This is a genomic window from Streptomyces composti (genome assembly GCF_012034205.1).
GTDB classification, from domain to species: domain Bacteria; phylum Actinomycetota; class Actinomycetes; order Streptomycetales; family Streptomycetaceae; genus Streptomyces; species Streptomyces composti.
This window is the reverse complement of sequence record NZ_JAATEM010000022.1, coordinates 17,763-32,605: the sequence shown is the minus strand read 5'-3', so window position 1 is coordinate 32,605 and position 14,843 is coordinate 17,763. Positions and strand designations below refer to the sequence as shown.

10 protein-coding genes and 2 pseudogenes are annotated in these 14,843 nt (G+C 73.0%); 7 read left to right on the top strand and 5 right to left on the bottom strand.

Annotated elements, in window-relative coordinates; genetic code table 11:
* Positions 1–104: 104 nt before the first annotated feature.
* Complete coding sequence (locus HCJ93_RS18800) at positions 105–1,880, bottom strand: serine hydrolase domain-containing protein (RefSeq protein ID WP_167996887.1); 1,776 nt, start codon at positions 1,878–1,880, stop codon at positions 105–107.
* 201 nt (positions 1,881–2,081) lie between these two features.
* Here HCJ93_RS18800 and HCJ93_RS18795 point away from each other — a divergent pair.
* Positions 2,082–2,373 (top strand): annotated as a pseudogene (locus tag HCJ93_RS18795) (nitronate monooxygenase); the annotation flags it as partial.
* A gap of 249 nt (positions 2,374–2,622) precedes the next feature.
* Complete coding sequence (locus HCJ93_RS18790) at positions 2,623–4,116, top strand: acyl-CoA synthetase (RefSeq protein WP_167996886.1); 1,494 nt, start codon at positions 2,623–2,625, stop codon at positions 4,114–4,116.
* On the opposite strand, the gene paaK is transcribed toward HCJ93_RS18790, so the two are convergent.
* Positions 4,109–5,425 carry a phenylacetate--CoA ligase PaaK gene (paaK, locus tag HCJ93_RS18785; protein ID WP_167996885.1) on the bottom strand — a complete coding sequence of 439 codons (1,317 nt, stop codon included), beginning with the start codon at positions 5,423–5,425 and terminating at the stop codon, positions 4,109–4,111. The genes HCJ93_RS18790 and paaK overlap by 8 nt on opposite strands.
* Positions 5,426–5,600: 175 nt before the next feature.
* On the opposite strand from paaK, the gene HCJ93_RS18780 reads away from it, so the two are divergent.
* Positions 5,601–6,461, top strand: a complete 861-nt coding sequence (locus tag HCJ93_RS18780) for an alpha/beta fold hydrolase (RefSeq protein WP_167996884.1) — start codon at positions 5,601–5,603, stop codon at positions 6,459–6,461.
* Here HCJ93_RS18780 and HCJ93_RS18775 read toward each other — a convergent pair.
* The gene (locus HCJ93_RS18775) at positions 6,427–7,980 is read right to left on the bottom strand and encodes an alkaline phosphatase family protein (protein WP_167996957.1); all 1,554 of its coding nucleotides are present in this window, start codon (positions 7,978–7,980) and stop codon (positions 6,427–6,429) included. The two genes, HCJ93_RS18780 and HCJ93_RS18775, sit on opposite strands and share 35 nt — an antisense overlap.
* 682 nt (positions 7,981–8,662) lie before the next feature.
* Here HCJ93_RS18775 and HCJ93_RS18770 point away from each other — a divergent pair.
* From HCJ93_RS18770 to HCJ93_RS18755, 4 genes and pseudogenes are all read left to right on the top strand, one after another.
* Positions 8,663–9,074, top strand: a pseudogene (locus HCJ93_RS18770) (Zn-ribbon domain-containing OB-fold protein); the annotation flags it as partial.
* 247 nt (positions 9,075–9,321) lie between these two features.
* Entirely contained in the window at positions 9,322–9,564 is a 243-nt protein-coding gene (locus HCJ93_RS18765; RefSeq protein WP_167996883.1) for a DUF397 domain-containing protein, read from the top strand.
* A 136-nt stretch (positions 9,565–9,700) separates the two neighbouring features.
* On the top strand, positions 9,701–10,603 hold the full coding sequence (locus HCJ93_RS18760) for a universal stress protein (protein WP_167996882.1): 903 nt from the start codon (positions 9,701–9,703) through the stop codon (positions 10,601–10,603).
* A gap of 217 nt (positions 10,604–10,820) precedes the next feature.
* Positions 10,821–11,318 (top strand): hypothetical protein, encoded by a 498-nt coding sequence (locus HCJ93_RS18755; RefSeq protein ID WP_167996881.1) that lies wholly within the window; start codon positions 10,821–10,823, stop codon positions 11,316–11,318.
* On the opposite strand, the gene HCJ93_RS18750 is transcribed toward HCJ93_RS18755, so the two are convergent.
* Both HCJ93_RS18750 and HCJ93_RS18745 read right to left on the bottom strand, forming a co-directional pair.
* On the bottom strand, positions 11,281–13,266 hold the full coding sequence (locus HCJ93_RS18750) for an N-acetylmuramoyl-L-alanine amidase (protein ID WP_167996880.1): 1,986 nt from the start codon (positions 13,264–13,266) through the stop codon (positions 11,281–11,283). The genes HCJ93_RS18755 and HCJ93_RS18750 overlap by 38 nt on opposite strands.
* 267 nt (positions 13,267–13,533) lie before the next feature.
* A complete protein-coding gene (locus HCJ93_RS18745) occupies positions 13,534–14,673 on the bottom strand; it encodes an aminoglycoside phosphotransferase family protein (RefSeq protein ID WP_167996879.1) in 1,140 nt (379 codons plus the stop codon).
* Positions 14,674–14,843 lie beyond the last annotated feature (170 nt).

Sequence of the window (14,843 nt, the reverse complement as noted above, 5' to 3'; positions counted from 1 at the left end):
GTCCGGAGGTCCGTCGGCCGACGGAGCGCGAGCACGGCCGGCCGCCGGACGGAGCGCGAGCACGGCCGGCCGCCCGGCGGACCACGAGCCGGGCCGGCCGGAGGTCAGTTCGCCGAAGCCGTCCACCCCCGCGCCTCGATGCGGTCCCGGTCGGCGGGCCGTGCCTCGTCGAAGAGCACCCGGCCGGCCGACTCGACGCGCAGGGCGTCCACGTAGACACCGCGGCCCACGTAGAGCTGGTCCGTCGAGTAGCGCCAGCGCAGCACCAGGCCGCGCGCGGCGGGCAGTTCGGCGGTCAGGGTGTGCCAGACGCGCCCCGACCAGCCGGTGGCCGTGCCCGAGGGGTGGGGCACGGGCTCACCCCGCCGGGGCACGGTGGTGAAGGGAACAGGACGCCAGGTGGCTCCGCCGTCGTCCGTGGCCTCCAGGGTGAGCACGTCGGACCGCGGCTCGGTGTCCCACCACAGGGCGCAGCGCAGCCGGGCGTCGCCCCGCCCGGTGTCCAGCGCCGGCAGGGCGAGCGTCGCCTCCGTGGAGCTCGCCATTCCGGAGAACCAGGCGGCCCGTCCCTGGGCGGGCCGCACCGGCACCGCACGTGCCAGGTTGTTGGCGGCCGCCACCCGGGGAGCGGATCCGGAGCGCCAGCTGCGCACCGGGTGCACGGAGTTGCCGAGGAGGACCAGGAAGGAGTCGGTGGTCGGGTCGAGCACCAGGGCCGTCCCGGTGAAGCCGGTGTGGCCCGCCGTGCGCGGGGTGGCCATCGCGCCCATGTACCAGTGCTGGTAGAGCTCGAAGCCCAGCCCGTGCTCGTCGCCGGGGAAGTCGGTGTTGAAGTCGGTGAACATCAGCTCCACCGACTCCGGCCGCAGAATGCGCGCCCTGCCGTAGGAGCCGCCGTTGAGCAGGGTGCGGCCGAGCACCGCCAGGTCCCAGGCGTCGGAGAACACGCCTGCGTGTCCGGCGACCCCGCCGAGGCTGTACGCGTTCTCGTCGTGCACCTCGCCCCACACCAGGCCCCGGTCGAGCCCCGACCAGGGCAGCCGGGCGTCCTCGGTGGCGGCGATCTTCGGCTTCCAGGAGGCGGGTGGGTTGTAGCGGGTGCGGCGCATGCCGAGCGGCCCGGTGATCTCCTCGCGCAGCTGGGTGTCCAGGGGGCGGCCGGTGACCTTCTCCAGGACCAGCTGGAGGGAGATCAGGTTCAGGTCCGAGTACAGGTAGGCCGTGCCGGGCGGGTTCACCAGCTGCTCGTCGTACAGGCGCTGGAGCTTCTCCTCGTACGTGGGCTCCTGGTACAGCGGGATCCAGGCCTGGAATCCCGAGGTGTGGGTGAGGAGCTGGCGGATCGTCACCTCCTGCTTGCCGGCCCGCCCGAAGCCGGGCAGATACGAGGCGACGGGGGCCTCCAGCTCCAGCCGTCCGCGTTCGATCTGCTGCACGGCGAGGATCGAGGTGAACAGCTTCGACACCGAGGCCAGGTCGAAGACGGTGTCCTCGGCCATCGGGATCTGCTGGTCCTCGGGGAACTCGATGCCGGTGTCGGTCTCCTCGTCGTAGGCCCGGTAACGCACCGCCATGCCGATGGGCCGGTGCAGGGCCACGGTGCCGCCCCGGCCGGCGAGCAGTACGGCGCCCGCGTACCAGGGGTGCTCGGGGGACGGGCCGAGGAAGGCCTCGGCGTCGGCGACGAGCCGGTCCAGATGCTCGGCGAGCAGTCCGGCCCGGTGGGGTGAGCCGTGCCGCAGGGTGGTGCGCCCGCCGCCCGCCGGGGCCGCCGCGGCGGGTCCCGCCGGCAGCGCGGCGAGGGCCAGGGCACCTCCCAGCGCCAGGGTCCCGCGACCGAGTTGACGTCTGGTGATGCCGCTCGCTCCGTCGCCCGCCATGGGCTTCCTCCCGGCTCCTGAGCCTGCCGCGCCGTCTGAAAGAATCTTTCGCGATCGCTTCGCGGAGTGAAACTTTCCTGTCAGAGTGGCCTGTGTGTCAATGGGTGTGCACACCGCATGATCTGACGACCCATCAAGTCGAACTGGCGAACCGTCAGGAAGGCTCTTCCGTCGTCCGGAGGAGTGCGGCATCCTGCGCCCGTGCGGACGGAGCCGAGCCAGACCCTCGGAATCGAGCACGCCGTCTTCGGCTTCACCCCGTTCCCGGCCGTCGCAGCCGCCAACAGCCGGGCCGGCGGCCTCGGACTGCTCGGCGCGGTCCGCTGCACCGGCCCCCGGTGAGCTCGCCCGCGCCCTCGACTGGATCGAGGCCCGCACCGGCGGCCGGCCCCACGGCCTGGACGTGGTGATGCCCGCCGGCAAGGTGGAGGGCGTCACCGGGGCCGATGCGGAGACGACGATCCCCGAGCGCCACCGCGCCTGGGTCAAGGACATCAGCGAACCGTCTCGGGCGGATACGCATCGTGCCTCCCAACGTCGTCGGGGAAGGAGTGGCTGAGCGCACCAACCGGTATGTTCGACCGTCAGGACGACTGCACGGACTTCTGACGACCGTTCAACCATCCCGGGAGCCCGGCCGTCCGGCCCTTGCCCGCCACGGGCAGCCGCTCGCTCCGTCCCTGCACCCGCCCCGGACCGGCGTCTTGACCCCGCCCCGCCCGCCGACCGAGGATCGTCAGTCATGACGCCCGGACACGGCAGCACGGTCGACGGAGTCCTGCGACGCAGCGCACGGCGCACCCCGGCGCGCACGGCACTCGAGTACGCGGACCGCACCTGGACCTACGAGGAACTGGACGCCGCCGTCTCCCGCGCGGCCGGGCTCCTGCTCGCCGAGGGGCTCTCCCCGGGCGACCGCGTGGGCGCCTTCGGCCACAACTCCGACGCCTATCTGATCGGCTTCCTCGCCTGTGCCCGCGCCGGCCTGGTGCACGTGCCCGTCAACCAGAACCTGACCGGGGACGACCTCGCCTACCTGGTGCACCAGTCCGGCAGCAGCCTGGTCCTCACCGACCCCGGTCTCACCGGCCGGCTCCCCGGCCAGGTGCCGTCCCTGCCGCTGCGCGACCGCGAGGACAGCCTGCTCGCCCGGCTGGACGGGGCACCGTTGTACGACGGCCCCGAACCCCGCTCCGAGGATCTGGTGCAGCTGCTCTACACCTCGGGCACCACCGCCCTGCCCAAGGGTGCGATGATGACCCACCGCGCTCTGGTGCACGAGTACTTGAGCGCCATCACCGCCCTCGACCTGGCGGCAGGGGACCGCCCCGTGCACGCGCTGCCGCTGTACCACTCGGCGCAGATGCATGTGTTCCTGATGCCCTACCTGGCCGTCGGCGCCACCAACATCGTCCTCGACGCCCCCGACGGCGACCGGCTGTTCGACCTGATCGAGAGCGGGCGCGCGGACAGCTTCTTCGCGCCACCCACCGTGTGGATCGGCCTGTCCAACCGCCCCGACTTCGACACCCGCGACCTGAGCGGGCTGCGCAAGGCGTACTACGGGGCGTCGATCATGCCGGTGCCGGTCCTGGAGCGTCTGAAGGAGCGGCTGCCGGACCTGGCGTTCTACAACTGCTTCGGGCAGAGCGAGATCGGGCCGCTGGCCACCGTCCTCGGGCCGGACGAGCACGAGGGGCGCATGGACTCCTGCGGCCGGACGGTGCTGTTCGTCGACGCCCGGGTGGTCGACGAGGACGGCAAGGACGTGCCCGACGGCACCCCCGGCGAGATCGTCTACCGCTCACCGCAGCTCTGCGAGGGCTACTGGGACAAGCCCGAGGAGACCGCCCGGGCGTTCCGCGACGGCTGGTTCCGGTCGGGCGACCTCGCGGTGCGCGACTCCGACGGCTACTTCACCATCGTCGACCGGGTGAAGGACGTCATCAACTCCGGTGGCGTGCTGGTGGCTTCACGCCAGGTCGAGGACGCCCTCTACACCCATGAGGCGGTCGCCGAGGCGGCCGTGATCGGTCTGCCCGACGACCGCTGGGTGGAGGCCGTCACGGCGGTGGTGGTCCCGCGCGGCGACGTCACCGAGGAGGAACTGATCGCGCACGCCGGCGAGAAGCTCTCGCCGTTCAAGGCGCCCAAGCGGGTGCTGTTCGTCGAGGAACTGCCGCGCAACGCCAGCGGGAAGATCCTCAAACGCGAGCTGCGCGACCGCTTCAGCTGACCGGCCCGGCGGGCTGCTCCGACCGCAGATCCACGATCCGCCGGATCTTGCCCACCGAACGCTCCAGCGTCTCCGGATCGACGATCTCCACGTCCACCGAGACCCCTATGCCGTCCTTCACGGCCGATCTGATCAGCTGCGCGGCCGAGGCGCGGACCGCGCTGTCCGCGTCCGGGCGGGCCTCCGCGCGCACCGTCAGGGCGTCCATACGGCCCTCGCGGGTCAGCCGGAGCTGGAAGTGCGGGGCGACACCCGGCGTGCGCAGCACGATCTCCTCGATCTGCGTGGGGAAGAGGTTCACCCCGCGCAGGATCACCATGTCGTCGCTGCGCCCGGTCACCTTCTCCATGCGCCGGAACACCCGGGCGGTGCCCGGCAGCAGCCGGGTCAGATCACGCGTCCGGTACCGCACGATCGGCATGGCCTCCTTGGTCAGCGAGGTGAACACCAGCTCGCCCCGCTCCCCGTCCGGCAGCACCTCACCGGTGACCGGGTCGACGACCTCCGGGTAGAAGTGGTCCTCCCAGATGTGCAGGCCGTCCTTGGTCTCCACGCACTCCTGCGCCACACCGGGGCCGATGACCTCCGACAGCCCGTAAATGTCCACGGCGTCGATGGCGAATCGCTCCTCGATCTCCCGCCGCATCTGCTCGGTCCACGGCTCGGCGCCGAAGATGCCCACCCGCAGCGAGGTGCCGCGCGGGTCGATGCCCTGCCGCTCGAACTCGTCCAGCAGCGTGAGCATGTAGGACGGGGTCACCATGATGATCGCGGGCTCGAGATCCTGGATCAGCTGCACCTGCCGTGCCGTCATGCCGCCGGAGGCGGGGACCACCGTGCAGCCGAGCCGCTCGGCGCCGTAGTGCGCGCCGAGGCCGCCGGTGAACAGGCCGTAGCCGTACGCCACATGCGCGATGTCGCCGGGCCGGCCGCCCGCCGCGCGGATGGAGCGGGCCATCATGTCCGCCCACATGGACAGATCGTTCTCGGTGTAGCCGACGACCGTGGGCCGCCCGGTGGTGCCGCTGGAGGCGTGGATCCGGCGGATGCGCTCGCGGGGAACGGCGAACATGCCGTACGGGTAGTTCTCCCGCAGGTCCGCCTTGGTGGTGAACGGGAAACGGGCCAGATCGGCGAGCGACCGGCAGGCGTCGGGACGGACGCCCGCCTTGTCGAAGGACTCGCGGTAGAAGGGCACGTTCTCGTACGCGTGCCGCAGCGAGGACCGAAGCCGCTCCAGCTGCAGCGCGCGCAGCCCCTCCGCGTCGAGCCGCTCCGCCGCGTCCCGCAGGTCCGCCGCCTGAGTCATCAGGACCTTCCCTTCACGCATCGCACACGAATCGCATCAATCCGGGCGACCGATCATTCGGTTGAGCTTCAGGGGTCAGTAATTCAGGTCACCACCGGTCGATGCAAGACCTGGGCCTGCACTTTCTCCGGAAGTCCGTTGCACATGGCCGGGCGCGCGCCGCAGGATCACCCTCATGCCGATCTTCACCGCGCCGGACGGGACCACGCTCGCCTGTCACCTGCGGGGCGAGGGCGAACCGCTGGTCGTCCTGCCCGGCGGCCCCATGCGGGCCAGCGCCTACCTGGGAAACCTGGGCGGACTCGACGCCCACCGCCGGCTCGCCCTGCTCGACCTGCGCGGCACCGGGGACTCGTCCGTCCCGAAGGACCCGTCGACCTACCGCTGCGACCGGCTCGTGGACGACGTGGAGGCGCTCCGCGTCCACCTGGGCCTGGAGCGCATGGACCTGCTCGCCCACTCCGCGGGCGGCAGCCTCGCCCTGCTGTATGCGGCCCGGCACCCCGGGCGGGTGGCACGGCTGGCCCTGATCACCGCCACCCCCTGGGCGCTGGGCATGCCGGCCACCGCCGAGGACCGCCGGGCGGCGGCCCTGCTGCGCCGGGACGAACCCTGGTACGCCCAGGCCTGGCCGGCGTACCGGGACTGGCTGGCCGGCACCGGCGACTACGACCCGGTCTTCGCCCCCTTCTTCTACGGCCGCTGGGACGAGACCGCCCGCGCGCACGACCGGGCCGGGGACACGCAGTACAACGACGAGGCCGCCGAGTTGTTCGGCGCGGACGGCGCCTGGGACCCGCCCGCCGCCCGGGCGGCGCTCGCCCGGCTGACGGCCCCGGTGCTGGTGCTCGCCGGAGAGCTCGACGGCGGCCCCCGCCCGGAGCTCGCCCGCCGCTGCGCCGAGATCGTCCCGGACGCCGAGTTCGCGGTGCAGCCCGGCGCCGGGCACTACCCGTGGCTGGACGACCCGGAGTGGTTCACCGCACGGGTCGGGCAGTTCCTCAGCGCCCGCCCTGCGGACCGTAGGCCGTCATGAAGCGGTCGCGGAACTTGTCCATGCCCCAGCGCGGGGCGTGCGGCGCGGGCTTGAGGCCCTCGGTCCAGTTCCAGTGGGCCACCCGGTCCAGCACCTTCTTGTCCCGCGCCACGATGGTCACCGGCACGTCCTTGTTGCGGCTTCCCGCGGTGACGGTCGGGACCGGCTGGTGGTCGCCGAGGAAGACCAGCACCGTGTCCTCGTCGCCGTAGCGCTCCATCCACTCGGTGAGGCTGCGCAGCGAGTACTCGATGGCCCGGCGGTACTCGGTGCGCACCTTCTCCGGGTCCTTCCAGACCTCCTTGGGGTCGGTGCCCTCCTTCTTGATCCGGTGGAACACCGAACCGTCCCCCAGGTCCTCCCAGTCGATCATGCGGGCGACAGGGGACCAGGGGTTGTGGCTGGAGGCCAGGATGATCTCCGCCATGATCGGCTCGCGGTTCTTCCTGCCGTGCTCCAGCCGTTCGAAGGCCTCCAGGCTGAACTGGTCGGGCACCGGCGTCCAGCTGAAGTAGGGGCCGTGGTAGCCGAGGTGCTCGGAGTCGTAGATGTGGTCCAGGCCGAAGAACTTGCCCTCCGGCCAGGCCCGCCGCACCCCGGGGACGATGCCGACGGTGCGCCAGTCACCGGTCTTGCGGAAGTACTTGGTGAGCGTCATGCGGTCGCTGGTGGTCAGGCTCCGGTACCGCTGCTGGTTCTTGATCCACAGGCCGGACAGGAAGGTGGAGTGGGCCAGCCAGCTCCCCGCACCGGTCACCGGCGACGTCAGCCAGGCGCTGCGCGATTCGAATCCGGCCGCCTTCAGCCGGTCCGTGCCCTCCCGCAGCGCCGCGTCCATCGGCCCGGCCATCGCCGGGTCGTCGATCGCCACCCGGCCGTAGCTCTCGATGAAGGTGAACAGCACGTCCTTGCCGCGCAGTCCGGTCAGCAACTGGTCGGGCGGGGTGTCGGCGAAGGCGTCCACCGCGGCCTGCTTCTCGAAGATACGGGCGTCGGCGAGGCCCGCACGCACCGCCTCCACCCGGTTCTCCACCATCTGGGCCGTACCCCGGGTGGCGAGCTTGGCACCGCCCACCTCCACACCGAAGGTGACACACGTGATCCAGACCAGGCCCAGCACGATCGTGGTCCGGGTGGCGGTGTGCCGGTGGCGGACCATCAGGGCGGTCACCCGCACCATGGCCAGCGTCATCAGGACCAGTACCGCGAGGAAGAGGACGATCGCCCCGATCACGGCCAGCACCTGCCCGCCGCGGCCGAACGACTCCCGGACGAACTCCGCCGCGTCGTCGAGCAGGATCCAGTCGAGCACCAGGTCGAACGGCCGGGCCAGCACCTGGTAGAAGCCCATGTCCACGAACTTCAGCACGGTGAGCAGGCCCAGGAGGACACCGGCGACGACGGCGGTGATCCGCCGGGGCCGGGGCGGCAGGGCCAGCAGCAGGGTCGCCAGCAGGATGCCCTCGGCGGGCAGCCGCAGGAACGCCACGAGGTGCATCCGCTCCAGCCGGTTGGGCATCAGCAGCGCGACCAGTACGAGCGCACCGGCCAGGACCGTCGTCCCCACGCTCACCCGGTGTGCGGCACGGGGATGACGGCGCCGCCAACCGAACCAGCCGGGGCGAGTGGGGGAGACGGGGAGGTCGTCCGTCACGGTCGCGGTGCCGCCCGGTGTGCCGTCCTCGTCGCCGGTCGTGGGGCGGGCGCCGTCCGATTCCGGCGGGGATGCCTTCTCGCCGGGCGACTCGCGGCCGGCGTCCGGCGAGACCGGGCCGGCGTCGTCCCCGGCCGGGCCCTCGCCCGGAGCGGGCGCTTCACCCGCACCGTCGGAGGTCGACTCGCCCGCCGACGTCTCCGCCTTCCCGGACACCCTCCCGGACTTTCCGTCCGGCGCCGCGCTCGCGTCCGCGTCCGGCGCCGCCGCGTCCCGCTCCCTCTCCGGGGCGTCGGTCTCCGCCGGGTCGCCTTGTACGCCCGGTGTGTTCGGGGTGCTCTCGGCGGTGGGGCCCGGCAGCTGACGGGAGCGTGTGAAGAGCGGCACCCGGTGGTCCTTCCGCGCAGTCCTGCGATGGCATGACGAACGGGCCCGGTGTCCGGGCCTGCAGGCACCAGTACGTCCGTACCGCGCTCGGTGTTCAAACCACCGCGCCGGACGTCACCCGCCCGCGGTCGCGACCGCGCATGCCCACCGATGGTCCGCCTTGCCGCTGGGCGAAGCCTTCCTCACCGGACTGCGCGAACGCGTCGTCCTCGGCGTGCGCGGCTCCGACCGCCGGATCCATGTCCCGCCCGCCGAGTACGGCCCCGTCACCGCCGAGGAACTGCGCGGACTCGTCGAGGTCGCACCCACCGGCACCGTCACCACCTGGGCCTGGAACCACGCCCCGCGCGGGGGACAGCCCTTGGCCGCCTCCTTCGCCTGGGTCCTGGTCCGCCTCGACGGTGCGGACACCGCGCTGCTGCACGCCCTCGACGCGCCCGGTCCGGACGCCGTGCGCACCGGGATGCGGATCCGCATCCGCTGGTGCCGCCGAACGCACCGGCGCCCTCACCGACATCGCCTGCTTCGAGCCGTACGAGGGGGCCCCACCACCGTTCACTCACCACTCCGGCTCCCGCGAGGCCGCGCAGCCGGCCCGCACGCCCTGCTCACCGGAAGCGTCCCGCACGGCGACCACCAGGTGCGCCCGCTGCTGCGGCGGCTCCCAGTCTTCGCCATGTGGCTCGTGGGCAGCGAACCCCCCGACCCCTGAGGCCCTTTCCCCGCCGACCCGCGAAGGTCCCGCTCACATGACCTGTCGGGGGCGGGGACCGATCGCTAGGCTGGCCGCGGACGACGCACACCAGGAGGAGCACGGACGTGGCCGAGAGCACCACCCAGCAGCGCCCGCCCAAGGGCTGGGACAAGCCGGACCTGGACCTGAGCAACGCGCAGTGGCAGTCCAGCAGCCGAGGCCGGGGCGATGTGCAGATCGCCTTCGTGGAGGGCTTCGTCGCCATGCGCAACAGCCGGCGCCCGGGCAGCCCGTCCCTGATCTTCACCCCCGACGAGTGGGGCGCCTTCGTGTCCGGTGCCCGCGAGGGGGACTTCGACCTGACCTGAGGGCGCACCGGCAGCTGAACCGGGGAGTGTGCACGCCGGATTTCCGGACACGCGGACGGGGACGCCGCCGCGCGGCCCTGGCTGGGCCAGGCTGGGCGGACGAGCAACGGCCGTACTGCGGAGGCGAGGGATTCCCATGATCAGTGAGCCGGTCGTCACGGCGGTCGACGGGTCCGAGGACAGTCTGCGCGCCCTGGACTGGGCGATCGACGAGACGCGCCGGCGCCGGGCCTCGCTGAAGGTGGTGCACGTACGCCAGTACCCGCTGTGGTCCCCGCCCGAGGTGCTCGCCGCGGCACCGCCGCAGGAGCCCGGCAGCCCGGTCCTCTACCGGATCCGCGAGCGCCTCGACGGGCGCGAGGGGCTTCCGCCGGTCGAGTACGCCGCCCTGGACGGCGCACCCGGCGCGGTCGTCGCCGACCTGGGCGCCTCGGCTCAGCTGCTGGTGCTCGGCTCCCGGGGCCGCGGCGGCTTCGCCAGCCTGCTCCTCGGCTCCACCTCGCTGGCCGTCGCCCGCGACGCCGACTGCCCGGTCGTCGTGGTGCCCCGGCCCGGACGCCAGGTGCACGACGGCTACCGGGCGGGCCCCGGCCCGCGCGTGGTCGCCGGACTGAACACCGACAGCCCCGACGAGGCGACGCTCGCCTTCGCCTTCGCCGAGGCCGCGATGCGCGACGCCCGTCTCGAGATCGTCGCCGCCTACCCCTGGCCCCTGCAGACCTGGATGCTGCCCGGGGAGATGCCGGGCCCGGCCGTCGACCAGGACGCCGTCGAACACGAGACCCTCACCCTGGCCGAGGGTTTCCTCGCCCCCCACCGCAAGGCCCGTCCCGAGGTGACCGCCGAGATCCGGGCCCTGCCCGGCGACGCCGCCGGCCACCTCGTCGCCGCCTCCCGCGACGCGGAGCTGGTCGTGGTCGGCCGCCACCGCCGCCGCCTCCTGGCCCCCGCCCGCATGATGGGCTCGGTCACCCAGGCGGTCCTCTCCCACGCCGCCTGCCCCGTGGCGGTGATCCCACCGGTGCCTCCGGAGGAGTGACCGGCCCGGCGGACACCGCCCCGGTCCGGCCGCGAAGGCGCCCGTGCCGGGCGGGCCGGCGGTGAGGTCCGCACCGGGCTCCGGCTCGGGCCGAGGGGGCGACGGATCCGCCGGGCCGCGCGTGGCCCGCCACCACGAGCGGCACCGGCGTCCCGGGTAGCCCGGGCGGGCGCCGCCCGGCGGCCCGTTCGCCGGTGCGGCCACGTACCATGGCGGCATGTCGTTCCTCCGCCGCCGCAGTGCCACCCCCGCCGGCCCCGACTTCGACGTGCTGGCCATGGATCCGGGCGACTGGCCCGGCAATCTGGGCGCCGGGCTGCTGCCCGCCCCCGACGGCAGCTGCCAGGGTGTCTTCCTGCGCTACGACCTCTTCGGCGGCCGCGGACCCGCCATGATCATCGGCAATCTGCCCGAGGGGTCCCCGGCCCGCGACGTCGCCGAGGGCGAGGTGCCCTTCGAGGTCGCCCAGCTGCTGCTCGCGCTGGAGAACGACGAGGAAGTGACCGTCGTCGGTACCGAGGACGTACCCGTGATGCAGGGCGACAACCTGCTCATCGTGCGGCGCATCAAGCTGTCGGAGGACCGGATCTCCTGCGTCCAGTTCGACCGCAGCGACCATGTCCTGGTGACCATCGCCGCCTGGGACCGGCCCATCACCGACGACCTGTACGCGCTGCTCAAGCCCCTGCCCGCGGAGCTTTTCCAGCAGGGCTGAGCGTGACATCGGCCGCCCGGACGAAGCCGATCCGGTGGCCGAACTGGATCTGGTAGTAGCGGTCCTTGCCGGTGACCACCCGGTGCGAGCCGGTATCGAAGGTGACCGAGTAGTAGTACTCGCCGGGCATCTCGCCGCCGACCACGTACTCCTGCCCCTTGGGCAGCGTGTACGGCAGCGGGGAGACCGCCTGGACGGGCACGCCCTCCGGGTAGGCGGAGGCCTCCGGGTAGGCGCGGCCGTAGACCGGCACCGAGTCCAGGCCCTTGCGCGGGGTCACGGTCCGTCCGGCCGACGGCACGGCCGTGGGCTGCTTCTCCGGGTTGCGGAACCAGGCCTTCTGACCCAGGTACCAGATGGCGGTCCAGTCGCCCCAGCGGTCCGCCACCGCGAACTGCTGGCCGGTGGACACCCGTGACGACAGGTCGTTCACCCCGGTCGTCGGGGCCGAGCCCAGCCCGATGTCCCTGATCAGCGGGGACTTCTCGTCGTGGTCGGAGTACAGCCGCACCGCGCTGGAGCCGTGCGCCGGGCACGGCTCGCGCGAGCGCTCACAGCCGGTGAACACCGGCTGGTGCTCGGCGTAGTCCGGGCGGATCGTCACCACGGACGCGTTCTTCCCGCCGGTGGCCTTCAGCGGCTCGCCCAGCAGCTCGAAGTAGTGCCGCCAGTCCCAGTACGGGCCGGGGTCGGTGTGCATGCCCCGCACGGCCGAGGTGGTCGGGCCCGGCACCGTGTCGTGGCCGAGGATGTGGTGCCGGTCCAGCGGGATGTCGTACTTCTCGGCCAGGTACCTCACCAGACGGGCCGACGAGCGGTACATCGCCTCGGTGTACCAGGCGTCCGGCTTCGTCAGGAAGCCCTCGTGCTCCAGGCCGATCGAGCCGGCGTTGACGTACCAGTTCCCGGCGTGCCAGGCCACGTCCTTCGCCTTGACGTGCTGGGCGACATGCCCGTCGGTGGAGCGCAGACTGTAGTTCCAGGACACATAGGTGGGGTCCTGGATCATGTCGAGGACTCCCTCCCAGGCGCCCTCGGTGTCGTGCACCACGATGTACCGGATGCGCTGCGAGGCGGGCCGCTCCGCCAGGTCGTGGTTGCCGTAGTCGCCGTCGCCGAACTCCTTGTACGGCGCCGGGATCCACTCGCAGGAGATCGTCGGCGGACACTCCGTACCGGCGGACGAGGCGGCCCGCAGTCCGGCTCGCCGCACCGCCGAGCGGTCCGGCACCACATCAGGACGGGCGGCCAGGGCCACCCGCTGACCGGAGTCCGTGGTGCGCCGCTCGCCCTCGCGGATCACCGCGAAGACCTCGTTGGCGTACGCCGTCGCCGTCGCGGTGTCGTCCGCGCCGGAGAAGCGGGCCACCGCCCCGTACCAGTCGGCCGGGTCGCCGCTCGCCGGCGCGCCCAGCTCCCGCTGGGCCTCGGCCAGCAGCGCCGCGCCGCCCGCCACATTGGCGGCGGGATCCTCGCGCAGCCGTTCGGGGCTCAGCCCGGTCAGCCGGGCGGCCTCGAGCAGGGTGGTCAGCCGGGGCGGCAGCGTGCCCGCGCGGAAGCCGAGGTCCCCGGGGCGCGGCGCGGGCCGGGCGTCGTCGCCCCGCGGATCCTCCGTGCCCCGTCCGTGGTGGCCGGCCGTGGCCAGCGCCGTGCGGGCGTCCGTGAGGTGCATCGGGCCGTACCCGCCGGCGACGCTCGGCGCGCCGCCGTGGCTGTCCCAGCGGGACTGCAGATAGGACACCCCGAGCAGCACGCTCTGCGGTACCCCGTACTCCGCGGACGCCTCGGCGAACGCCTGTTGCAGCCGGGCGGTGGCGGGCGGAGCCCCGGACGACGGGGCGGCGCCGAGCAGCGGCAGCGTCAGCGCCGCGGCGGCCAGGGCACCCGCGGCCCCCCGGGCGCGCCGCCGCCCGGCGGGCCGGACGGACTCGATGGGGGATCCTCGCACAACAGCCTCCTGGGACGAACGAGCGGGATGAGCCGTTCGGGGCCGAGCGGTGCGTCAGTGGTACCGCCGGTCCGACGATCCGTCAATCATGCCCAGCAGGGGAGGAATTCCCTTGTCAATCGAGGTGTGCGGGAGTTTCGTGGCGGCGGCCCCGGGGCCGGCGGCGCAGCACAGGAGTACACCAATGGCCCCTTGCGCAGGAACCGCCCAGGACATACGAGATCCGCGGTGCGCCCCCGTCGGGCGCACCGCGGATCCTCGTCCCCGTCAGCGAGTGCCGACCGCCGCACGCACGGCCCGGCGGGCCAGCTGGCAGTCGTCGTGCAGCCGCCGCAGCAGCAGCCGCTGCTCCTCGCCGGACGGCGCGGCACCCGGCTGGGCCTGACCCGGTGCCGCCGGGGCCGTGTCCTGCATCGAACGCTGCACGGCCGTCTCACAGGTGCGGATCTCGCGGGTCAGCACCAGCATCAGATTCACCAGGAAGGCGTCCCGCGAGGCCGGGCCCGCCGACTGCGCGATCTGGCTGATCTGCCGCCGCGCCACCGGCGCGTCACCGAGTACGGACCACAGCGTCGCCAGGTCGTAGCCGGGCAGGTACCAGCCCGCGTGCTCCCAGTCCACCAGCACTGGACCGGCCGGTGACATCAGGATGTTGGAGAGCAGGGCGTCCCCGTGGCAGAACTGCCCCATGCCCTGCCGCCCCGCGGCGACCGCGATGCCGTGCAGCAGCTTCTGCAGATCACCCATGTCCCGGTCGGTGAGCAGCCCCAGCTCGTGATAGCGGGCGATGCGGGCCGCGTAGTCCAGCGGGGCGTCGAACGTCCCCGGCGCCGGCCGCCAGGAGTTCAGCCGGCAGATCGCTCCGAGTGCCGCCCTGATGTCCGCCCGCGGCGGCGCCTCCGTGGGGTGCCGCTGAAGTGCCGCCACCCGGCCGGGCATCCGCTCGATCACCAGCGTGCAGTTGTCCGGGTCCGCCGCGATCAGCCGGGGCGCCCGCACGGGCGGACGGTGCCGGACGAACGAGCGGTACGCCGCTATCTCGTGGCGGATCCGCTCGGACCAGGCGGGGGAGTGGTCCAGTAAGCACTTGGCGACCGCGGTGCTGCGGCCCGTGGTGCCGACCAGCAGCACCGACCGTCCGCTGCGGCGCAGCACCTGCACCGGGGAGAACTCCGGGCAGATCCGGTGCACCGAGGCGATCGCCGTGCGCAACTGGGCGCCCTGCGGGCCGGACAGGTCGAGTCTGCCGCTGACCGGCTGTGTGCCGGGCCCCGGAGCGCGCCGTACCCGTCCCGCGCCGAGCACGGGAGCCGCCGGCCGTGCGGGGGCGAGATAGGGGCCGCTGTCCGACGGACGCGAACGCAGCGGCCGGGGCGGGGCGGACACGGAGGACGATGCTGCGTACATGGGCGAGACAGATCCCTTCGTGTGCCTGCGACGTCAGTGCCCCACCCGGCCCGGGCCCTCCAGGCGCACCCTGGGGGAATGCACCGGCCGTACCGGAAAGGGCGGCCGGGTCGTGGTGGCGCACTCCTACTCGACACCCGATGTCCCCTGGCACACCATCTGGCGCACCC